This is a genomic window from Deinococcus aquiradiocola (genome assembly GCF_014646915.1).
GTDB classification, from domain to species: domain Bacteria; phylum Deinococcota; class Deinococci; order Deinococcales; family Deinococcaceae; genus Deinococcus; species Deinococcus aquiradiocola.
Genome location: NZ_BMOE01000010.1, coordinates 58,109 through 79,018, shown reverse-complemented (window position 1 = coordinate 79,018; position 20,910 = coordinate 58,109). Strand labels below are relative to the sequence as shown.

At 71.4% G+C, this 20,910-nt stretch carries 21 protein-coding genes; 10 read left to right on the top strand and 11 right to left on the bottom strand.

What is annotated here, in order from left to right; all coding sequences use genetic code 11:
- Positions 1 to 111: 111 nt before the first annotated feature.
- Positions 112 to 687, bottom strand: coding sequence for a 2'-5' RNA ligase family protein (locus IEY33_RS13885; RefSeq protein WP_188963884.1), 576 nt, complete (start codon positions 685 to 687; stop codon positions 112 to 114).
- The gene (locus IEY33_RS13880; protein WP_188963883.1) at positions 684 to 1,490 is read right to left on the bottom strand and encodes a serine/threonine-protein kinase; all 807 of its coding nucleotides are present in this window, start codon (positions 1,488 to 1,490) and stop codon (positions 684 to 686) included. Before IEY33_RS13880 ends, IEY33_RS13885 begins: the two co-directional genes overlap by 4 nt.
- A 261-nt stretch (positions 1,491 to 1,751) precedes the next feature.
- Between IEY33_RS13880 and lepB the strand changes: the two genes are divergently transcribed.
- Positions 1,752 to 2,552, top strand: coding sequence for a signal peptidase I (lepB, locus tag IEY33_RS13875; RefSeq protein ID WP_188963882.1), 801 nt, complete (start codon positions 1,752 to 1,754; stop codon positions 2,550 to 2,552).
- Between the two features lie 66 nt (positions 2,553 to 2,618).
- On the opposite strand, the gene IEY33_RS13870 is transcribed toward lepB, so the two are convergent.
- Positions 2,619 to 2,960: a DUF503 domain-containing protein gene (locus IEY33_RS13870; protein WP_188963932.1), complete on the bottom strand. Its 342-nt coding sequence runs from the start codon at positions 2,958 to 2,960 to the stop codon at positions 2,619 to 2,621.
- A 127-nt stretch (positions 2,961 to 3,087) separates the two neighbouring features.
- Positions 3,088 to 3,747 (bottom strand): dephospho-CoA kinase, encoded by a 660-nt coding sequence (gene coaE, locus IEY33_RS13865; RefSeq protein ID WP_188963881.1) that lies wholly within the window; start codon positions 3,745 to 3,747, stop codon positions 3,088 to 3,090.
- 346 nt (positions 3,748 to 4,093) lie between these two features.
- On the opposite strand from coaE, the gene IEY33_RS13860 reads away from it, so the two are divergent.
- The 7 genes from IEY33_RS13860 to IEY33_RS13830 all read left to right on the top strand — a co-directional run bounded on the left by IEY33_RS13860 (position 4,094) and on the right by IEY33_RS13830 (position 9,961).
- A complete protein-coding gene (locus tag IEY33_RS13860; RefSeq protein ID WP_188963880.1) occupies positions 4,094 to 5,266 on the top strand; it encodes a tetratricopeptide repeat protein in 1,173 nt (390 codons plus the stop codon).
- 198 nt (positions 5,267 to 5,464) lie between these two features.
- The gene (gene rpsB / locus IEY33_RS13855; protein WP_188963879.1) at positions 5,465 to 6,214 is read left to right on the top strand and encodes a 30S ribosomal protein S2; all 750 of its coding nucleotides are present in this window, start codon (positions 5,465 to 5,467) and stop codon (positions 6,212 to 6,214) included.
- Positions 6,215 to 6,390: 176 nt separating this feature from the next.
- Positions 6,391 to 7,188 (top strand): translation elongation factor Ts, encoded by a 798-nt coding sequence (tsf, locus tag IEY33_RS13850; protein ID WP_188963878.1) that lies wholly within the window; start codon positions 6,391 to 6,393, stop codon positions 7,186 to 7,188.
- A gap of 228 nt (positions 7,189 to 7,416) precedes the next feature.
- The gene (gene pyrH / locus IEY33_RS13845) at positions 7,417 to 8,133 is read left to right on the top strand and encodes a UMP kinase (protein WP_188963877.1); all 717 of its coding nucleotides are present in this window, start codon (positions 7,417 to 7,419) and stop codon (positions 8,131 to 8,133) included.
- Between the two features lie 128 nt (positions 8,134 to 8,261).
- The gene (gene frr, locus IEY33_RS13840) at positions 8,262 to 8,810 is read left to right on the top strand and encodes a ribosome recycling factor (RefSeq protein ID WP_188963876.1); all 549 of its coding nucleotides are present in this window, start codon (positions 8,262 to 8,264) and stop codon (positions 8,808 to 8,810) included.
- A gap of 67 nt (positions 8,811 to 8,877) precedes the next feature.
- Complete coding sequence (locus tag IEY33_RS13835; protein WP_188963875.1) at positions 8,878 to 9,699, top strand: phosphatidate cytidylyltransferase; 822 nt, start codon at positions 8,878 to 8,880, stop codon at positions 9,697 to 9,699.
- A gap of 25 nt (positions 9,700 to 9,724) precedes the next feature.
- A complete protein-coding gene (locus tag IEY33_RS13830) occupies positions 9,725 to 9,961 on the top strand; it encodes a hypothetical protein (RefSeq protein WP_188963874.1) in 237 nt (78 codons plus the stop codon).
- A 142-nt stretch (positions 9,962 to 10,103) separates the two neighbouring features.
- Here IEY33_RS13830 and IEY33_RS13825 read toward each other — a convergent pair whose 3' ends face one another.
- On the bottom strand, positions 10,104 to 10,700 hold the full coding sequence (locus IEY33_RS13825) for a CAP domain-containing protein (RefSeq protein WP_188963873.1): 597 nt from the start codon (positions 10,698 to 10,700) through the stop codon (positions 10,104 to 10,106).
- 288 nt (positions 10,701 to 10,988) lie between these two features.
- On the opposite strand from IEY33_RS13825, the gene IEY33_RS13820 reads away from it, so the two are divergent.
- Positions 10,989 to 11,786 carry an ABC transporter ATP-binding protein gene (locus IEY33_RS13820; RefSeq protein WP_188963872.1) on the top strand — a complete coding sequence of 266 codons (798 nt, stop codon included), beginning with the start codon at positions 10,989 to 10,991 and terminating at the stop codon, positions 11,784 to 11,786.
- A complete protein-coding gene (locus IEY33_RS13815; RefSeq protein WP_229671020.1) occupies positions 11,783 to 13,468 on the top strand; it encodes a putative ABC transporter permease subunit in 1,686 nt (561 codons plus the stop codon). Before IEY33_RS13820 ends, IEY33_RS13815 begins: the two co-directional genes overlap by 4 nt.
- Before the next feature lie 116 nt (positions 13,469 to 13,584).
- Here IEY33_RS13815 and IEY33_RS13810 read toward each other — a convergent pair whose 3' ends face one another.
- From IEY33_RS13810 to IEY33_RS13785, 6 genes are all read right to left on the bottom strand, one after another.
- Positions 13,585 to 14,130 carry a DUF402 domain-containing protein gene (locus IEY33_RS13810; RefSeq protein WP_188963871.1) on the bottom strand — a complete coding sequence of 182 codons (546 nt, stop codon included), beginning with the start codon at positions 14,128 to 14,130 and terminating at the stop codon, positions 13,585 to 13,587.
- A gap of 229 nt (positions 14,131 to 14,359) precedes the next feature.
- Positions 14,360 to 16,939: a U32 family peptidase gene (locus tag IEY33_RS13805; RefSeq protein ID WP_229671019.1), complete on the bottom strand. Its 2,580-nt coding sequence runs from the start codon at positions 16,937 to 16,939 to the stop codon at positions 14,360 to 14,362.
- Positions 16,940 to 17,015: 76 nt separating this feature from the next.
- Positions 17,016 to 17,981: a hydroxymethylglutaryl-CoA lyase gene (locus IEY33_RS13800; protein ID WP_188963870.1), complete on the bottom strand. Its 966-nt coding sequence runs from the start codon at positions 17,979 to 17,981 to the stop codon at positions 17,016 to 17,018.
- Between the two features lie 9 nt (positions 17,982 to 17,990).
- Positions 17,991 to 19,256: a CaiB/BaiF CoA transferase family protein gene (locus tag IEY33_RS13795; RefSeq protein WP_188963869.1), complete on the bottom strand. Its 1,266-nt coding sequence runs from the start codon at positions 19,254 to 19,256 to the stop codon at positions 17,991 to 17,993.
- Positions 19,257 to 19,299: 43 nt separating this feature from the next.
- Positions 19,300 to 19,926 carry an isochorismatase family protein gene (locus tag IEY33_RS13790; protein WP_188963868.1) on the bottom strand — a complete coding sequence of 209 codons (627 nt, stop codon included), beginning with the start codon at positions 19,924 to 19,926 and terminating at the stop codon, positions 19,300 to 19,302.
- On the bottom strand, positions 19,923 to 20,681 hold the full coding sequence (locus tag IEY33_RS13785) for a FadR/GntR family transcriptional regulator (protein WP_188963867.1): 759 nt from the start codon (positions 20,679 to 20,681) through the stop codon (positions 19,923 to 19,925). Before IEY33_RS13785 ends, IEY33_RS13790 begins: the two co-directional genes overlap by 4 nt.
- Between the last annotated feature and the right edge of the window lie 229 nt (positions 20,682 to 20,910).

The following is a 20,910-nucleotide window of genomic DNA, read 5'->3' as shown; positions in this document are numbered from 1 at the left end:
CCATGAAGACGACGGCCCGCGTCCTCCAGACCGGACCTGTTGCGGCTCGCGGCCGGGCGGCGGCTTCGCGGTCCGCCCGGCGGCCCTCCTGGAGTTCAGCTCAAGCGGGGATCAGGTCTGCGCGAGCGGCCATTCCGCGCCTGGGCGGTACGGAGCGCCCGGCACGGGCTTGCGGTACAGCACCGCGCCCGTGACGCGGAACGTGACGGGCGCGGTCTCCAGCGCCGCGAACTCTTGCCGGGCGTCGTCCTGCACCGCGTTCCAGTCGCCGTTCAGGTCGGGCCGCACGGGCCGCCAGCCGAGCGCGACGCTCAGGTGCGGCGAGTAGTGCTGCAGTTCGAACTCGCCGGGCGGGAGGTCCAGCGCCCCCACGAGCGCCGCGTGCAGGCGGTGCGGTCCGTCCCCGTCCACGCGCAGGTACACGACGCGCTGCCCGAACATCCTCACCCCGCCGAGCGTCACGTCGAAGGGCGGGTGGGCCGCGCACGCGGCGCGCAGGGCGCCCAGCTGGGCGGGCGTGTACGGGCCGGGCGCCTTGAGCGTCACGTGCGGTTCGGTGATGACGTGCCCCATCCGCGCCTGCCATGCCGTGACCTGCGCCGCCAGGTCCGGGGGGGGCCGCAGGCCGACGAAGGCCATGCGGGCGGACGGGTCCGGCGCGGCATCCGGGGAGGCGGGCCGCGTCATGCGAGTGGCAGCGCGGCGAGCTGAAGGAGGGCCTGCCGGACCTGCTGCGCGTTCGCGGGCCGCGCGTCCCGGTCGTGGTTGAGCAGCGCGATCCTCAGGCGGTCCAGGGGGTCGTCGCTGAGCCTGCCGTGCGGCAGGTCGTCGGCGGGCAGGTCGCCGTACAGGCCCCAGTGCAGCAGCAGGCCCACCCCGTACAGGTCGCTTTCCGGGCCGAGCGGCTCGCCGCGCAGCGCTTCCGGCGACATGAAGGCCGCCGTCCCGATCCGCACGGGGCTCTCGAAACGCTCCCCGACCGGGCCGGACAGGTCGAAATCCACGAGGCGCGCGCTGCCGTTGCCGTCCACGATGACGTTCTCGGGTTTCACGTCGCGGTGCACGATGCCGACGCCGTGCAGGTGCGCCAGCGCGTCCAGCAGGTGCGCGAGCGTCAGCAGGTACGCGCGCCGCTCGTTCGCGGCCTGCACGGACTCGAAGCCCCGGTGTCCCAGTTCCGGGTGCAGGCGCAGCGAGGGCCGGTGCACGTACCGGCTGAACATGACCTGCCCGCGCGCGAAGTCCAGCACCAGACTCGGGTGGTTCTGCACGACGGTCGCCTTCAGGACCCGCGCGAGCCTGGGGTGCTGCAGGCCCGCCCCGTTGCGGTACTCGCGCTCGGCGTGGCTGCGCAGTTCCGGCGGGAAGAGCTTGACGGCGTACGCGAGGCCGTCGCGGCCCACAGCGAAGTACACCACGCTGCTGGCTCCACGACCGAGCGGGCGCACCAGATGGTACTGCCCGTCCACGAGTGTCCCGGCAAGCGGCATCGCCCTCAAGGTACTGCATGACGCCCCCCGCTGGGTAGACCGCGTCCAGCAGGCGGGGGATGCCCGGCAGGGGAGCAGGGGGACGCCCGCCCTCCCCCGATCCGCTATGCTGCACGCCAGCAGTCGGGAAGACGCCACCGGGCAGACCGAGAACGTCATCACGGGCCGCCGTGCCGCCCACCGGCGACCGCTGCGGCCCGCCCACCAGAATCCAGTCATCAGCGAAGGCCAGCAGGCCCGGCCTTCCAAAAGGGTCCGTGTATGTCTCAACCTGAACCAACGCCGCCCGCCCGTCCCGCCGAGACCGGCAAGTCCCGCCCCAGCTTCCTGACGCGCCTGTGGAAGGAGCTGCTGGAGCCGATCGTGTTTGCGGTCGTCATCACGCAGTTCGTGGGCACGGTGGTCGGCGTGGACGGCGTCAGCATGATGCCGAACCTGCGTCACCACGAGCGCGTCTTCGTGCCGAAGTACGAGGCGTGGCTGCACAAGGTCGGCGTGGGCAGCTTCAAGCGCGGCGACATCCTGATCTTCAAGCCGCCCGCCGCCGCCGAGAGCCGCAACTTCTACGGCCTGTGGAACTACCGGCCGTTCCTGATCAAGCGCCTGATCGGCCTGCCGGGCGACAAGATCCGCATCGCGCAGGGCGTGACGTATGTGAACGGCAAGGCGCTCGACGCGGCCTTCACCACCGACTTCTGGAAGACGCAGGGCTGCTGGGACACGCAGAGCGACCGTGCCAACCAGGCGACCACGGCAGGCGGCAACCAGATCGTGCAGAACGCCGCCGAGATCACCGTGCCCGCCGGGCAGTACTTCCTGCAGGGCGACAACCGCACGTATTCCGGCAGCGAGGACTCCCGCTTCTTCGGGCCGATCCCGCTGCGCGACATCGCGGGCCGCGCCGCCGCCGTCATCTGGCCGATCATGCGGCAGGAGAACGTGAAGTACGACTGCAACTGGGCGAGCTCCAACCCCGCGGACGCCACGACCTTCACCGGCAAGAGCGTCCTGAACTGGCGCGTCCTGACCCGCCCCTCGGCCTTCAACACCCTCACCCCCTGATCCCGGCGCAGAAGGCGGGCCGCTCACCCCACCGGGAAGCGGCCCGCGCTGTCTTTATGTGTCGGCCTACGCGTCGTCGTCCGGGTCGTCGCCCGCGTCCCCGAGCAGGTCCGAGATCGCGCAGATGACGACCTCCTCGTCCGCCACGCGGTACTCGCCGCCCGCCGCGACGTAGTCGGACGCCATGCGCAGCGTCTGCTCGATCCACTCGTGGTCGTTGGAGATGGTGGTCACGCCGATCAGTTCCCAGTCGTGCGCGTCCAGCCCGTCCAGCCGCGCGACCGTGACCGGGTAGCGGACCTTGAGGCGCTCCACGACCGGGCGGACCAGAGCGCGTTTCTCCTTGAGGTTGGAGACCCAGGGCATCTCGAGCCGCAGGGTCAGCACCCCGACGTAACCGGTGTCCATGCTGCCCGCCAGGTTTCTCGCCATGCCTGGGACTATAGCGGAGCGCGGCGTGTCCCCCGCCCGCGTCATGCGGTGGCGGCTTCGCGTTCTGCCCGGCTGGACTTCAGGCGTTCAGTTCCGTCCGGGGTCAGTCGGGCAGGACGCCGAGCGTGCGGAGCGCCGTACGGAGCTGCGTGACGAGGGCCGCCTCGTCGTGGCCGTTGTCGAGGAGCACGCCGGACCGGCCGCGCATCAGGTCGAGCTTCTGCGGGACGGGCATCTGTGCGGCGTCGCGGGCGAGGACGGCGTCGCGGGTCAGGCCGTCGCGGGCCATGACGCGCCGCACGCGCGTGTCGAGGGGGGCGTCCACCAGCAGCACGGCGTCCATGTCGCGCCACGCGCCGCCCTCGAACAGCAGCGGGACGTCCTGCACGACCCACGTCTCGCCGCGCCGGGCTGCGAGCGCCTCCTGCCGGGCCAGTTCGGCGCGCACGCGCGGGTGCAGGATGCCGTTCAGGACGCTCCGGCGTTCCGGGTCGGAGAAGACCAGGGCGGCCAGCGCGGGCCGGTCGAGGGCGGGGCGCGGGCCGTCGTGCGTCACGTACTGCGGACCGAGCTGCTCGGTGACGGCCCGCAGCACGTCCGGGTCGTGACCGAGTTCGCGGGCGACGGCGTCCGCGTCGAGGACCGTGAAGCCCAGGTCGCGCAGATGACGTGAGGCGGTGCTCTTGCCGGCGCCGATGGAGCCGGTCAGACCGAGCCGCCGGGGGGTGGGGGCGGGCCGTTCGGCCGGGTCGGGGCGGGTCATGGCCCGGATGATACGGCAGGTGCGGCGCGTCATGCCGGGTCCGTGCCGGGTGGGGGGTCTGCTAGACTTCCGGGACGGCGCCGGGTGCCGATCAGGTCGCCGTCAAGTGTTCCGTGCCATGATGCCTGAAGGTCACCGGACGCACCCCGCGTGCCTGGCACGTCCGGACGCCCGGTCAGGCGCGCGCCTGCGGGCGTTCCCGCCCCCACCACTTCACACTCATGAGAGGCACGATTACTATGGGTTCGACGATGTTCTCCCTGACCGCTTTCCCGCCCGGCCACCACGGTGACCGGCGCCGGGCGGCGCAGCGTGAGACGTTCACGTCGATTCTGGAGGTTTGCGAGTGAAGCAACGTACCCTCGGCCTGCTGCTGACAGCGGCCCTCTTGACCCCGGCAGCGGCTCAGGGCACGGCGCCCGGCCAGGCGCCCGCCACCGCTCCGGCCTCCACGCCCGCTCCCAAGACCGCCCCGAAACTCATTCCGGCGGCGAACTACGTGGCGCTCGGGGTGTTCTACTACGACCAGGGCAACTACGACAGCGCGTACGTGGCGTTCCGCGCGGCGTCCGAACGCGACCCGCGCAACCCCGAGGCGCTGCTGGGACTGGGCCGCACGCAGGCGAAGCTGCGGCTGTTCACGGCGTCCATCGACACCCTGAAGAAACTGACGGCGCTCGACCCGCGCAACGTGAGCGGGTTCATCGCGCTGGCGCAGGCGTACCAGTCGCAGTACACCGGCACCAGCGACCGCAGCACCCTGGGCGGCAACCTCGACGAGGCGCTCAAGGTCCTGACGGACGCCGAGGCCACGGCGCGCACGGCGGGCGGCACCGGCATGAACGTCGACCTGTCCAAGATCTTCAACGAGCGCGGCTACGTGTACCGCCTGAAGGGCGACGCGGCGAGCGCCATCGTGGCGTTCCGGCAGGCGAACACCCTGAATCCCGACAACGGCGTGATCCTGTACAACCTGGGCGACATGTACTACGCCAGCGGCGACCTGACGGCCGCCATCGACAGCCTGCAGCAGGCGGTCGTGGTGGACCCGCGCGACGCGTTCAGCCGCGCGTACTACGCCAAGCTGCTCGCACTGAGCGGCAACACGGCCGCCGCGAAGCCCGAGGCGGCGCAGGCGGCGCGCCTCGCCCCGAACAACGCGTACGCCGTCGGGCAGTACGGCGTGGTGAGTTACCTCGCCAAGGACAGCGTGACGGCGACGGCGCAGCTGCAGGCGGCCATCCGGCTCGAACCGCTGCGCTACCCGGAGTTCTACTACTACATGGGGCGGCTGGAACTCGACCAGGGGCTGCTGCAGGCGGCGCGCGGCGACCTGACGAAGGCGGCCGCGCTCGCCAGCACCAACTGGGAGTACCTGTACTACCTGGGCTTCTCGTACGAGCGTGGGCAGGGCACCACCGCGCCGGACCGCGCGAAGGCGCTCGACAACTACCAGAAGGCGCTGGCGCTGAACCCCGGGTACCGGCTCGCGCAGGACGGCATCGCCCGCGTCAAGTGACGCGCGGGCGGGCCTGATCGCCTTCACCCGGCCGTCTGTTCCCCTGTCGGGCCGCCTCCACTCTTGATGGGGGCGGCCCTCGCCGTGGTATAATCCATGTTTGGGTGCCCCCCTGCCCAGAGCCGCACGCTGGAGCGTCGCGCGGCTGGTCGTCCGGCGGGGGTGAGCAAATCTTGACCTGAAACGCTCAGGAGTACCATGTCCTACATCGGAATGAAGCAGTTGCTGGAAGCCGGCGTGCACTTCGGCCACGAGACGAAGCGCTGGAACCCCAAGTTCAAGCGGTTCATCTTCGCCGAGCGCAACGGCATCTTCATCATCGACCTGCAGAAGACCCTGAAGCAGATCGACCGCAGCTTCGACTACATCAAGGACCTCTCGGAGCGCGGCGGCACCATCCTGTTCGTCGGCACCAAGAAGCAGGCCCAGGAGATCGTGGAGCTCGAAGCGCGCCGCACCGGCATGCCCTTCGTCACGAGCCGCTGGCTCGGCGGCATGCTCACCAACTTCCGCACCATGCGCACCCGCGTGACGCGCCTCGACGAGCTCGACGAGCTGTTCGAGTCGGGCCGCATCAACGACCGCCCCAAGGCGGAGCGCATCCAGCTCGGCAGCGAGCGCGACCGTCTCCTGCGTTACGTGGGCGGCATCCGCAAGATGACCCGCCTCCCCGACGCGCTCTTCATCGTGGACCCCACGAAGGAGATCATCGCGGTGCAGGAAGCGAACAAGCTCGGGATTCCCGTCATCGCGCTGGCCGACACCGACAGCGACCCGGACGTGCTCGACTACATCGTGCCCGGCAACGACGACGCCATCCGCAGCATCCAGCTCATCGCGCACCGCGTCGGTGACCTGATCGTGGAAGCGCGCGGTGGCGGCGAGGAAGTCGCCGAGGCCGCCGCCGAAGGCAGCGAGGACAGCGAGCAGGACGCCGTCCAGGCCTGAGCCTGACCCCGCACCGGGACGCTCTCCCGGTCCCAGCCGTCAGGTGCCCGAAGGGGGACTGACGGCTGTTTGGTGCGGCTGACACGTGCCTGCCACTCGGCAGCGATGATGCCGGGGAGCTTCACCACCCACACCTTCAATTCAGGAACGGGGGACTGCCCCCAGGAGGAACGACCATGATGGAATCGATCAAGAAGCTGCGCGAAATGACCGGCGCCGGCATGATGGACGTCAAGAAGGCCCTGGCCGACGCCGAGGGCAACGAGGAAAAGGCTGTGGCCCTGCTGCGCGAGCGCGGCATCGTCAAGGCCGCCAAGAAGACCGACCGTGAAGCCCGTGAGGGCCTCGTGCGCTTCGTGGTGAACGGCGACAAGGCCGCCATCGTCGAAGTGAACAGCGAGACGGACTTCGTGGCCCGCAACAGCGACTTCCAGGCGCTCGTGCAGCAGCTCGCCGAGGCGGCCCTCAAGGCGCAGACGAACGACGCCGAGGAGTTCAAGAACTTCAAGCTCGACAGTGGCGACACGGTCGGCAACGAACTCGCGGCCGCCGCGGGCCGCATCGGTGAGAACCTGGTGCTCAACCGCGTCGCGTACATCGAGGGTCAGAACCTCGCCGGGTACGTGCACAGCAACGGCAAGATCGGCGTGCTCGTCGACCTGGCGGGCGGCACCGAGACGCAGGCGAAGGACGTGGCCCTGCACGTCGCCGCCGAGCGCCCCCAGTACCTGACGCGCGACGAGGTGAACGCCGAGGACATCGAGAAGGAGCGCGAGGTGCTCACCAACAAGGCTATCAACGAGGGCAAGAACCCCGAGCTCGCCGCGAAGATCGTGGGCGGCCAGATCGGCAAGTTCTACGAGGAGCGCGTGCTGGGCGAGCAGAAGTTCGTCAAGGACAGCAGCATGACCGTGTCCAAGTACCTGGGCGACACCGGCATCCGCCGCTTCGTCCGCTTCGAGATCGGCGGCTGAACCCCTCCCCGAGGCCCCCGCACGGGGCCTCCATTTCATCCCGGTGCGCCGCGCGGGGACATCCAGTGGCACGCGCCGCTGGATTTTTTTGGGCCGGGTGGCGCGGCCCGTCACGCTATGCTGCGGGCGACCCGTCACGGCCCGCCGCGCCGCCCCAAGGTGGGCGAGCGTGACCAGCGACCGGGCTTCACCGAGGCATCTCACCCCGCGCAGGCGGAGGAGGACCACATGTACAAACGCGTCATTCTGAAAGTCTCCGGGGAGTTCCTGGCCGGCGAGAAGGGCTTCGGCATCGACCCGGAGCGCGCCCTGAGCCTCGCGCACAGCATCACGGAGGCCCTGTCGGGCACCGAGGTGGAGCTGGCCGTGGTGATCGGCGGCGGGAACCTGTGGCGCGGCGCGCGCAACGGCAGCGGCATGGACGCCGCGACGGCCGACTACATCGGCATGCTCGGCACGGTCATGAACGCCATGGCCCTGCAGGACGCGATGGAGCAGGCGGGACGGCCCACGCGCGTCATGAGCGCCATCCAGATGGCGGCCGTGGCCGAGCCGTACATCCGTCGCCGCGCGATGCGTCACCTGGAGAAGGGCCGCGTCGTGATCTTCGGCGGCGGGAACGGCGCGCCGTTCTTCACGACCGACACGACCGCCACGCTGCGCGCCCTGGAGATCGGCGCGGAAGTGGTGCTGATGGCGAAGAACAGCGTGGACGGCGTGTACGACTCCGACCCGCGCAAGAACGCGGACGCCGTGCGGTACGATTCGCTGACGCACATGGACGTGGTCGAGCAGCGCCTGGAGGTGATGGACGCGACCGCCATCACGCTCTGCATGGACAAGGGCCTGGACATCGTGGTGTTCGACATCTTCGAGCCGGGCAACCTGCGCCGCCTGTTCCACGGCGAGCGGGTCGGGACGCTCATCCACACCCCGAAAGCCTGACCAGCCCTGCCCCGTCCGGCCCACGCGGTGGGCGGGCTGGACGGGGCGGGCCTGGACGCTTCCCTCCGCATTTCGTGTTCTGGCGGCCCGCGCGGGGACGCACTACAATGGGCCGCAAGGAGTTTCACATGGACATCAAAGACATCAGCAGTGCAGCCCGCGAACGCATGGGCAAGGCCATCGAGGCGCTGGAGAGCAACCTCTCGATCCTGCGGACGGGCCGCGCGAACCCCGGCATCCTGAAGAAGATCGTGGTGGATTACCACGGGACGCCCATGCCGGTCGATCAGCTGGCGAACATCACGACGCCCGACTCGCGCACCCTGAACATCCAGCCGTGGGACCGCAGCGTGCTGCCCGCCATCGAGCGCGCCATCCGCGACAGCGACCTGGGCCTGAACCCGAACAACAAGGGCGACACCATCTTCATCAGCCTGCCGATGCTGACCGAGGAGCGCCGCAAGGACCTCGTCAAGAACGCGCGCGGGTACGCCGAGGACGCGAAGGTCGCGGTGCGCAACATTCGCAAGAACTCGCTCGACGACCTCAAGAAGCTGGAGGGTGTCGGCGAGGACGAGGTGAAGCGCGGCGAGACCGAAGTGCAGAAGGTCACGGACGAGTTCATCCGCAAGGTGGACGACGTGACGGCCCGCAAGGAGCAGGACATCCTAGGGTGAGGCCCCGCGCCCCCCTGACATTCCAGAGCCGTTGTCGGCCCCACCGCGCGTCCGCGGCCCGGAGTTCATGGAGACGCTGAGCGTCCGGGTCCTGACCTCCGTGGTGGGGTTCAGCGTGGTGGTGCTGGCCGTGCTGTTCGGCTGGCCGACGCTGCTGCCCGCCCTGCTGCTCGTGTCGTTCCTGTCGCTGCGCGAGTACGTGCGGATGCTGGACCGCCGTGATCTGGACGTGCGGCACATCAGCGTGTACCTGTTCGGGTCGGCGCTGATCGTGGCGAGCCTGCCGGGCCTCCCCTCCCCGTGGGCGGGCGGGTCGTGGCGCGAGGTGATCCTGGGCTTCGCGCTGTTCTACTTCCTGGTGATCGAGGTGATCCGTCCGGGCGAGCGGCCGCTGGAGCGGATCGTGTACAGCCTGTTCGGGCTGCTGTACATCCCGTGGCTGCTCGGGTACTTCCTGCTGCTGCGGTACACGCCGAACGGCACGGACGGCCTGATCTACTTCGCGCTGCCGCTCCTGGCGACGTTCGCGACGGACATCGGCGGGTTCTTCGCGGGGTACTTCTTCGGTCGGCGGAAGCTGGCGCCGGAAGTGAGTCCCGCCAAGACGGTGGAGGGTGCCATCGGGGGGCTCGTCGCGAGTTTCCTGCTGGTGCTGGTCGTGACGCGGCTGGCGGGCATCTGGTCGCTGTTCGACGCGTTCCTGTACTCGGCGCTCGTGGCGAGCGCGTCTCAGCTGGGCGACCTGTCCGAGAGCCTGCTGAAACGCTCGCTGGGCGCGAAGGACAGCGGCACCAGCCTGCCGGGGCACGGGGGGCTGCTGGACCGCCTGGATTCGCTGCTGTTCGCCGTGCCGATCACGTACCTGTTTCTGCAGCTCGGGGTGTTCTGATGCTCGCCGGGCGGCGTCCCCCGCCGTGAGGGTGTTCGTGCTGGAGGTCCGGCATGGTGCGGGGTTCGTGCGGGTGCATTTCGCGCAGTCGCTCGGAGCGGCGCAGCGGGCCGCGTCCGCCCGTCACGGGCACCGGGGAGCATGGAGCCCGCCGGAGAGCACGGACGCGGGTGCTGAGGAGCGGGTGCTGTCGCGCCTGCTGGACGCGGACGGGCAGGAGGTGGCGCGGGTGGCGCAGGTCACGCTCGACCCGCACCGCTGAGGTCCGGCACCGCTGCGGCGAGGCCTCGCGGCAGGCATCACAGGCATTCCGGATTGGGCGGGTGTGGCGCGGCCGTCCGAAGGGACGCCAGCGCCACACCCGCTCCCGCATGACACACACGGGTCCGGTCACGGCCCGGGGTTCAGCGTACCCCGAAGTCCTGCGTGTAGAAGGTGTTGTACTTTGCGCCCCTGTAACTCATGTAGCTGATGCCGATCTCCCTGAATTTCGGGTTCATGATGTTCTGGCAGTGGCCGGGGCTGTTCAGCCACGCGGTGACCATGTCGGCCAGAGCGTACCCGGCGGCGACGTTCTCGCCGCTGACGCGCCAGCCGTACCCGGTGGCCGTGATGCGCTGCTGCGGCGTGCTGCCGTCCGAGCCGGTGTGTGGCGCGTCCGGTTCCTGCGCGCTCGCCTCTCGGTAGCCGTTGTACGCCATGTCCTGCGTGTGACGCAGCGCGGCGGCGGCCAGCAGGGCGTTCCAGGTGAGGGGCGTGGTCGCGTCGTAGTGGGTGCTGCCGCAGTTGCGGGCGACGGCGCGCGCGGCGTTCACCTCGTCGAGGATGCGCTGCTCGTCGGCGCTCGGGGCGAGGTCAGGCGGCGCGCTGGGCGTCACGACGGTCTTGCTGCCGCCGTTGGAGTTGTTGCCCGACACGGCGGTCGGTGTGGTGGTGCCGCCACATGCGGAGAGGACGACCATCAGGAATCCCGTTGCGACCATCATCGACTGAACCTTCATGCGCTTACCTCCAGGGCCGTCCGCCCGCTCTGACACGTACGCTAGCCTCAGGCGTCTTACGCGGCGCTCACGGATTCCTTCCGTGATGTGGGGATTGCCACGCGCGGGCGCCTGCATGTGCGAAACCCCGCAAACACCCCCCCCGAACGGCCCGCAGGACCGTGATTCGGCCCACTTTGCTTCGTGCAAAAGTCACGCGTGCGGCGCCAGAAGAACGCACGGACCCGCGAACATGAAGACGCGAGGGTGTCAGGGTTGCGTGACTGCGCCGGGACTATGTTGAAACCTGTGATTGACGTTTCCGGATTCAGCAAACGCTACGGGCGGCACACGGCCGTGAACGACCTGAGCTTCACCGTGCCGCGCGGTGGCCTGTTCGGGCTGCTCGGCAGCAACGGCGCAGGCAAGACCACCACCATCCGCGCGCTCGTGGGCCTCACGCGGCCCAGCGCGGGCACGGTGCGCGTGGCGGGGTACGACGTGTGGGCCGAACCGATCCCGGCGAAATCGTCGTTCGGGTACATCCCGGACCGGCCGCACCTGTACGGCAAACTGACGGGCCGCGAGACCCTGCGCTTCGTGGCGGGCCTGCGCCGACTGCCGGACGCGGAACGCGAGATCGACCGCTGGCTGGAGTACTTCCGGCTGTCGGACTTCGGGAACGAACTGACCGAGACGTACTCGCACGGCATGCGGCAGAAACTGACGATCATCACGGCCCTCCTCCCTAACCCGAAGGTGCTCATCGTGGACGAGCCGATGGTGGGCCTCGACCCGCAGGCGGCGCGGCAGGTGCGGGAACTGTTCCGCGCGCACGCGGACGCCGGGAACGCCGTGCTGCTTACGACGCACAGCCTGCCGCTCGCGGAGGCCGTCTGCGACCGGCTGGTGGTGCTGGACCGGGGCCGCGTGCTGGGCGAGGGCACCATGGACGACCTGCGCGCCCAGACCGGCACGCGGGCAGGCGGCGTGGACGGCGACAGCCTGGAGCGCGTGTTCTTCCGGCTGCTGGAGGAGGAACAGGCGGCCGGCGCGGCGCAGGACGCGGCAGCCCCGGCGCAGGCCGGACGGGGCAGGCGCGCGTGAGCCGTCCCGTCACGGCGCGGCGCGCGGACGGCTCGCTGCTGCACCTGAAGGCCCTGGGACTGCGCAACGCCCTGACGCGCGGCCCGAAGATGGGCTTCGCGCTGCTGGCCGTCCTGGCGGGCCTGTTCGTGTGGGCGGAGGTGGCGGGCACGCTGCGCGCCCTGTCGTTCCTGGCGGGCTTCGGCTTCATCGGGCTGGGCGTGTTCCGGCGCGCACTGGAGACGGGCCTGCTGGTGCTGTCGGCGGGCGTGACGTTCTCGGCCGTGACGACCGCCATCAGCACCCTGTACCTGTCGGAGGACCTGAACTTCCTGCTGGCGCAGCCGATCCCGGCGTGGCGGGTCTTCGCGCTGAAGGTCGCGGAGACGTTCGTGGCGGCAGCCCTCGTGCCGACCCTGCTGACCCTGCCGGTGCTGTTCGCGCTCGGCGCTCACTTCGGGGCGCCCGCGTGGTACCCGCTGCTCGCGGCCCTGGCAGCGGTGCTGCTGTACGCGCTGCCGGTGGGACTGGGGGCGCTGCTGGCGGTGCTGCTGATGCGGGTGTCGCCCGTGTCGCGCGTGCGGGAGGTCGCAACGGGACTGGGCGTCGTGATCAGTGCCGCGCTGGTGTACGGTGTGCGTGCCCTGCACCCGGAAGCGCTCGTCGCGCGGGCCGCCGACCCGCTGCAGCTGCAGGGCGTGCTGCGGGAACTGTCGGGCGGCGGGAACCTCGCGTGGCCGCACGGGTGGGCGACCGAGACGATCTGGCAGGCGGCGCACGGCAGGCTGCACTGGGGGGTGCTGCCGCTGCTGCTGCTGTCCTGCGTGCTGGGCGTCCTCGCGCCGCTCGTGGCGGGGTACGCGTACCAGGCGGGCTGGGCACGCAGCCTGGACAGCTCGCGCCTGCGGCTGGACCCCGCGTCCCGCCCGGCCGGTCCCGTCCAGCGGGCGCTCGCGCGGTTCGGGGCGGGCGGGCGGCTGGCCGGGAAGGACCTGAACGTGACGCTGCGCGACCCGACCCAGTGGAGTCAGCTGCTCGTGCTGGTCGCGCTGGCCGCCGTGTACCTGGTGAGCGTCCGCAGCCTGCCGCTCCCGCCCATCCCGGCATTCCGGGGCGTGGTGGGCTACCTGCAGCTCGCCTTTCAGGGATTCGTGATCGCGGGCGTGGGCGTGCGGCTGGCCTTCCCGGCCCTGAGCACCGAGGGCCGCGCGTACTGGCTGCTGCGCACGTCGCCGCTCACGTCCTGGCAGGTGGTGCGCGCCAAGTTCCTGGGGCTGCTGCCCGTGATGCTCACCCTGAGCCTGACGCTGGCCGTCACGAGCGCCGCGCTGCTGGGCCTGGGGACGCTCACCGTCACCGCGTCGGTGCTGATCGGGCTGAGCAACGCCCTGACGCTCACGGCGCTCGGGGTGGGGCTCGGGGCGGCCCTCCCGCGTTTCACGGCCGACAACCCGGCCGAGATCGGCTTCTCACCGGGCGGCCTGCTGTACATCGGGTCGGGCCTGCTCGCGAGCCTGCTGGCGGTCGCGCTGCTCGCAAGGCCCGTGCTGCTGAGCGTGACGGTGCCGTTCCTGTACCCGGGCCTGAGCGCCCTGTGGACTCCGGCGGGCGCGGCGGGCCTCGCGGGCCTGCTGCTGCTGACGCTGCTGCTCACGTGGGGAACGCTGCGCTGGGGCGCCGCGAGACTCGACCGGCTGGAGTGATACGGTGTTGATCCGATCCCAGGGATGCCGGGAACTGCGGCGGCTTCGCGTTTCGCTCGGCTGAACTCTAAAAGTTCAGCTCAACATCGTATGAGCGTGCGGCCCACCAGCACCAGTCAGGCGACGGTGGTGGTCAGGTCCCACTCCAGCCGCAGCTGCTGACTGGCGAGCCAGGCGCGCACGTCGTACCCGTGCCGGGCGAGGCCGTTCAGCACGCCGTGCGCCGCCGAGATGGCCCGCGCGAATTCCGACTGCCCGATGAAACCCGCCTGCAGCGCCGCGTTCAGTTCGTCCGTGTCGGCGATCTCGGCGCACAGGCCGTCCCAGACGAGCAGGTCGAGGTAATGGTCCCGGACCGTCCACACGTCGCCCTGGCACGTGATGGTCGCGATGTCGATGTAGTAGTCGTGGACGCGCTCACCGTGGAAGTCGTAGCGGCACAGCTGGATGCCGAGGCGTTCCGTGCCGTCCTGCAGGGGGATCACGTCCGGCAGCAGGTGTGCCTGCCAGTACGCGATGCGCGGGTGGTCCACGAAGCGGCGCGACACGTACAGGCCGCGCTCGTGCGTGTGGTACAGGTCCACGGGGCGCTGCCCGGTGTTGGTGTGGTGGATGCGGGCCGCCGTGTCGTGGCGTTCGATCTTGACCGGGTGCGCCTGCATCCAGGGAGAGCATGTGGAGTGTTGCGCCTCTGCCGTCCCCGCCTGACCTGTCGTCATGCCTGAGCGTACACCAGGGACCGCACGGAACTCTTGCCGCCCTCACTTCATGAACACTCCGGAAATGAAGTTCAGCTGACATGACAGCCGGAGGAATCCGGGATGAGACGGAAGGCACGTCCCGGCGGAGTCACCGGCGGCGGTCCTGTCGGGGAGGTCCTCCCGGCGCGGGTCAGTTCCGGATGAGGTCCAGCTGCGGGAGGCCCTCGAACCCGGCCGGGACGAACAGGCTGCCTTCCGTGACGCCCTGACCGTTCGGCGCGTCGGGGCTCGTGACGGCCGCGAGGCGCGCCTCCAGTTCCGGGACGCTCACGCGGCCCGCCAGGAACGCCCGGAACGCCGTGACGACCTCGCGGACGCCCGCGCCGTCCTCGTGCACGAACTCCAGGCGGAAGTCGCGCAGGCCCGACGCGAGCCAGTCGTGCAGGTGCGCGGCGGCCGTCTGCGCGCGGCCCTCGAAGACGGTGTTGCGGCAGCCGACGTCGGCCATGACGGGATGCGTCTGTCCCCGGTGGTCGCGCAGCGCGACGCGGTGCGACTCGCAGGGGTGCCCGCAGTTGGTGTAGTCGGTGCCGTCCGACAGGAAGCGGCAGAACACGCAGTGCTCGGTGTGGAAGACCGGCAGGTGCGCGTACGCGGTCGCCTCCAGCCGCTCCGGTCCGACGAGCGACGCGAGGTCCTGCACCTGCCGCGCGTTGAGGTCCAGGCCGGGATTCAGGCGCACGAGGCCCAGGTCGAGGAGCGCGCGGGCGGAGAGGACGTTCGCGGCGTTCAGGGAGAAGTCACCGCTGAGGGCGGGGGCGTCCGGGGTGCCCTGCAGGCCTTCGAGCAGGCCGCCGCTGCGCACGAGGAGGCCCGCGCCGAGCGACAGCAGGAACTTCTGGATGTTCTGCTCGCTGGGTTTCAGGATGCGGGGCGACGCGACGCGCACCTCGATCCCGGCTTCCTGCACGCGCTCCACGCTGGGTTTCAGGCCGTACAGTTCGAGGTAGTCGAGGGTGATGCTGTCGGGGCGCAGGTCGATGGCGGCGTCCAGCTGTTCGGGCGTGCGGACGAGCAGGTGCAGGCGCGGCGTGCCCGGCGCGGCGTGCGGGGCGGGCGCGTCCGGCAGCAGGCGCGTCAGGGCGGGCTGCACGTCGCGTGCGGGCGCGGCGCCGCGCGCGGCGGTCAGGGCCGTGACGGCTTCGCGGCGCAGGGCGTTCAGGGCGCTGACGGGCAGGAACGTCTCCCCTACCAGTTCGCTGCTCAGGTCCGCGAGGTGGTACGGCGTGCCGCCCAGGCGGGACAGCTGGTCGCGGAGGGTGGCGTCGTCGAGGGCGCGGTTGCGGGCGGCACTGAGCGGCGCGTCGCCCGTCACGGTGACGGTATGGCCCGCGTCGTCCGTCAGGGTGAGGATGGGGGCCTCGCCGAGCACGCCGACGAAGTGCGCCCGGACGGGCCGGGTGTGCAGCGGGTCGGCGGCGTCCAGCAGCGGTTTGACGCGGGCGGTGAGGGTGGGGTCGGAGGTGCGCCACACCCAGTCGCCGGGCCGGATGCGGCGGCCGTTCACGGCGCCCTGCCCGAAGCGCAGTTCGGCCTCGCCGCTGCCCGCCTCGTCCTGACGGCCGCGGCGCGTGAAGATCTCGTACAGGAAGCCGCCCTCCTCGCGTTCGGCCGGGTCGCGCCAGTCGGCCGCGTCGAACACGAGGCCGTCGCCGGGGTGCAGGGTCACGCCGTCCAGTTCGACGCGCACGCCCTTCTGCGTCACCTCGGTCACGGTGCCGACGCGCACGCCCCGGTGCCGGGGGGCGCGGCCGCGCACGACCGTCTGGTGGTTCGTGCCCGCCATGAAGTGCGGCGCGAGGCCCCGCGAGTACACCTGCGCGATGTCCTGCTCCTGCTGCGGCGTGACGCTGAGCGCCTGCCCGGCCCACGCCTCGTCCACCGCCTGCCGGTACGCGGCGGTCGTGAGGGCCACGAACTCCGCGTCTTTGTAACGGCCCTCGATCTTCAGGCAGCTGACGCCCATCGCCATGAGGTCCGGCACCTGATGCAGGGCGTACAGGTCGCCGGGCGACAGCAGGTAACGCGCGTCGCCCAGGTCGCGCTGCGCGCCGTCCACCAGCAGGTCGTACGGGAGACGGCACGCCTGCGCACACTGCCCGCGGTTCGCGCTGCGGCCGCCCCACGCCTCGCTGGAGAAGCACTGCCCGCTGTAACTGACGCACAGCGCGCCGTGCACGAAGGTCTCCAGTTCGATGTCGGTGGCGGCCGCGATGCGCCCGATGTCCCGCAGGGACAGTTCGCGGCCCAGCACCACGCGGCTCGCGCCGAACCGCCGCGCGAGTTCGGCCCCTTCGGCGCTCGTGATGCTCATCTGGGTGCTGCCGTGGATCGGCAGGTCCGGGCAGACGGCGTGCGCGAGGCGCGCGGCCCCCCAGTCCTGCACGATGATGGCGTCCACGCCGCTCTGCGCGAGGTGCATCAGCTGCGCTTCGGCCTCGCGCAGTTCCCGGTCGAACACCAGGGTGTTGAAGGTCACGAAGCCCTTCACGCCGCGCACGTGCAGGTCGCTCATGATGCCGGGCAGGTCCTCCGGCTGGAAGCCGACCTTCGCGCGCGCCTGGAAGCTGTGGTCCAGGCCGAAGAACACCGCGTCCGCGCCCGCCTCCACGGCGGCGTGCAGCTGCGCGCGGCCACCGACGGGACTCATGACTTCGGGCTTGACTCGCGGGCGGGCATTCGGGCGCGGGGTGGGAACGGGGCTCGGCATAACACGCCAGTGTACCGGGCGAGGCGCGGGACGCGCGGGACCCCCGTCACGTTCACGCCGCGTGACGGGGGGCGGGTCAGGCGGGGAAGTCGCCTGCCTGCGCGAGCATGCCGGGCAGCGCGTGCCCCAGCTGCCGGGAGAGCCACTCGCCCGTCTGCGTGAGCGACGCGAGGTCCAGGCCGGTGTGGACGCCCATCTCGCGCAGCAGGTACGCGAGGTCCTCGGTGGCGACGTTGCCGGTCGCGCGCGGCGCGAAGGGGCAGCCGCCCAGCCCGCCGACGCTGCTGTCGAGGGACGTGGCGCCGGACTCGACGGCGGCGACCGCGTTGGCGTACCCGGTGTTGCGGGTGTTGTGGAAGTGCGCGCCGAGTCGCATGCCGGGCACGCCGAACCGGACGGCGCCGCGCAGCAGTTCGCGGACCGCGACGGGATTGCCGACGCCGATGGTGTCCGCGAACACCAGTTCGTCCGGCGCGTCCTGCGCGACCTGTTCCGCGACGCGCAGCACGTGCGCGGGCGCGACGCGGCCGTCGAAGGGGCAGCCGAAGCTCGTGGCGAGCACCACCCCGATCTGAAGGTCGTGCTCCCTGGCGCGGGCGACGAGCGTCCGGGCGAGCGCGAGGGCCTCCTCGACCGTCTGGTTCTGGTTGCGGCGCGCGAAGCCCTCCGTGACGGGGAAGGCGTAGCGCACGTGCCGCAGTCCGACCGAGACGGCCCGCTCGAAGCCGCGCTCGTTGAGGACCAGCCCGATCAGGGCGGGGGCGTCCGTGGCGGGCAGGGCGTGGCGGGCGAGCGTGACGACCTCCTCGGCGCCCGCCATCTGCGGCACGCGCTGCGGGTGCACGAAGCTCACGGCCTCGATCTCGCGCAGGCCCGACGCGGCGAGGCGCGTCACGAGTTCGGCGCGCACGGCGGGCGTGAGGTGCGTGGCGTCGTTCTGCAGGCCGTCGCGCGGGCCGACCTCCACGATACGGACGTGGTCCGGCGGCACGTGATGCTGCGGGACGGGCGCGGACGGGGCGGGCGCGGGTGGCTGGGTCATACCGAGAGCCTAGATCACGCCGTCCGCGGCGAGCTGAGCGAGCTGTTCCGGCGTCCGGCCCAGCCGTTCGCCGTAGATCTCGGCGTTGTGCTCCCCGAGGTCCGGGCCGAGCGTGCGGACGCTGCCGGGCGTGCCGGTCAGGCGCGGCACGACGCCCTGCATCGGGAAGTCCCCGAGCGTCCTGTGCGGCAGCGTCACGATGTTCCCGCGCGCCGCGAAGTGCGGGTCGTTCATCATGTCGCGCGCGCTGTACATCTTGCTGGCGGGCACGCCTGCCGCCTCCAGCCGCGCGACGACCTCGTCCGCGCCGAGGGCCGACGTCCACTGCGCGATGCGGTCGTCGATCTCGCGCATGTGCTGACCGCGCGCCTCGTGCGTCGCGTAGTCCGGGTGGTCGGCGAGGCCCGGCTCGCCCATCTCCTGCACGAGTCGCCGGAAGACGTTGTCGCCGTTCGCGCCGATCACGACCCACTCGCCCGGCTCGCCTGCCGCCGTGAGCGCCGGGTAGATGTTGCTGGGCGCGATGCCCGGCAGGACGCTGCCGCTGCGTTCGCGCGTCTGGCCGGTCAGGGCGTACTCGGGAATCATGCTCTCCATGTACGTGAGGACCGCCTCGTACAGGCTGATGTCGACCACCTGCCCCTGACCGCTCCGGAGGCGCCCGAAGAGGGCCATCATGGCGCCCAGCGCGCCGAGCGTGCCCGCCAGCATGTCCCCGATGCTGATGCCGACCCGGACGGGCGGCTGGCCCGGCTCGCCGGACAGGGCGCGCAGCCCGCCGACCGCCTCGCCGATGCTGCCGAAGCCCGCGCGGCCCCGGTACGGTCCGGTCTGCCCGTACCCGCTGACGCGCACGATGACGAGGCGGGGGTTGAGGGCGTGCAGTTCGTCCGGGCCGAGCCCCCAGCGTTCCAGCGTGCCGGGACGGAAGTTCTCGACGAGCACGTCGGCCCCGGCGATCAGTTCGCGGGCGATGTCCTGGCCCGCCTGCTGGCGCAGGTCGAGCGTGACGGACTTCTTGTTGCGGGCGATGACGGGGAACCACAGGCTCTGCCCCTGCGGTTTGTGCCGTCCCCAGGCGCGCATGGGGTCGCCCACGCCCGGCGGTTCGATCTTGACGACTTCCGCGCCGAAATCGCCGAGCAGCTGCCCCACGAAGGGACCGGCGAGGAGGGAGCCCATCTCGACGACGCGCAGCCCGTCGAGCGGGCCGGGCGGGGCGTCCTGCGGCTGGGGCGGGGTGTGGGGTTGGGGGCCGAGCGGGTCGTGGGTCATGGGGTCTCCTGTGGACGGGAGGGATGCGGGGCGGAGGGCAGCGTCAGGACGGCGGTGGAAGGTGCGTGAGGACCTCCGCGAGCGGGAGGACGTCGGCGTACTTGGCGTTCATGTCGAAGAGGCTCGCGTCGTGCGGGGCGGCGGCGCGGTCCCCGACGCACTCGCGCGGCACGATCACGCGGTACCCGTGCTGCAGGCCGTCCACGACGGTGGCGCGCACGCAGCCGCTGGTGGTCGCGCCGCACACGATCAGGGTGTCCACACGCCGCGCCTGCAGCCAGGCGTGCAGGGGCGGGCCGAAGAAGGCGCTCGCGAAGCGTTTCACCCATACCGGCTCGTCCGGGCGGGCGTCCAGGCGCGGGTCGAGGTCCGCCCAGCCGGACCCGTCGCGCAGCAGCGCCAGGGACGGGACCTTCGCGAGGAAGTGCGTCGCCTCGTGCGGCCCGTCCGGGTACGACACGGTCGTGAACGCGACCGGCAGCGCCCGCGTGCGCGCGGCGTCCAGCAGGGTGCGGGTGGCGTCCAGCTGCGGCGCGTAGTCCGCGCCGAGCGGGCTGGCGGGGTCGGTGAAGCCCCGGCTGAAGTCCACCACGATCACGCCGGGCCGGTCCCCGAAGCCGCTGGACGCGCCCAGGCCGCGCTGCCGGAAGGTGTCCTGCAGGTCGGTCACGTGTCCTCCCGCTGCGGGGGGTCCTCGCCGAGGAGCGGCGCGGCGACGTTGGCGTAGTGGGCCATCACGGCGCGCATGGCGGCCTCCGGTTGCGCGGCCGTGACGGCGTCCGCGACGGCCTCGTGCAGCGGCACGGCCCCCACGATGCGGGCGGGCGTCACGTCGTAGAAGGCGCGCCGGACACGCCGCGCGCCCTGCGACGCGAGCGGCGCGTGCAGCTGGGCCGCCACGGCGTTCAGGGCGGCGTTGCCGGTGGTGGCGGCCAGCGCGAGGTGAAAGTCGAGGTTGGCGCGCTCGAAGCCCGCCGCGTCGCCCTGCACGGCCGAGGCGCGCAGGGCCGTCACGGCGTGCCGCAGGGCACTCAGGCCGGCGGGGTCGCGGCGGTCTGCGGCGAGGCGCGCCACGCCCAGCTCGAAGGCGTAGCGGGCCTCGGTGAGCGGCAGGAAGTCCAGCTGTTCGTTCGGCGTGGCCGCGTCCGGGGCGAGATCGGCGGGCGGCGGGACGTGCAGCACGTAGGTGCCCTGCCCGTGGCGCACGTCGAGCAGGCCCGACATCTGCAGCACGCTGAGCGCCTCGCGGACGCTGGACCGCCCCACCCCGAACTGCGCGGCGAGGTCCCGTTCGGGCGGCAGGCGATCGCCGGGCGCGAGCCCTCCCGACGTGATCGCCTGCCGCAGCTCCTGCAGCACGTGATCGACCTTGCGTCCGGCAGGGGCAGGCTGGAAGGCGGGCATGGGCGGGTCGGGCGGGGACATGCGGACCTCCTGGGCGGGCGTGTGGACGACCGGGGCGAGGGCACGTGTCCCGCCTGTGGTCAGAGGTCTGACCACTGTACACAGCCTGACCCTCCCCCGACTAGCGGGGCCACCACACACGCCCCCCCACGCCTTCTCTAGACTCGGTGTCCATGAACCCCGCCCCCCGGGACCCGCGGTTCACCCTGCATGCCCGACCGATTCCAGTGGCGCCACGCGCCGCCCGCGT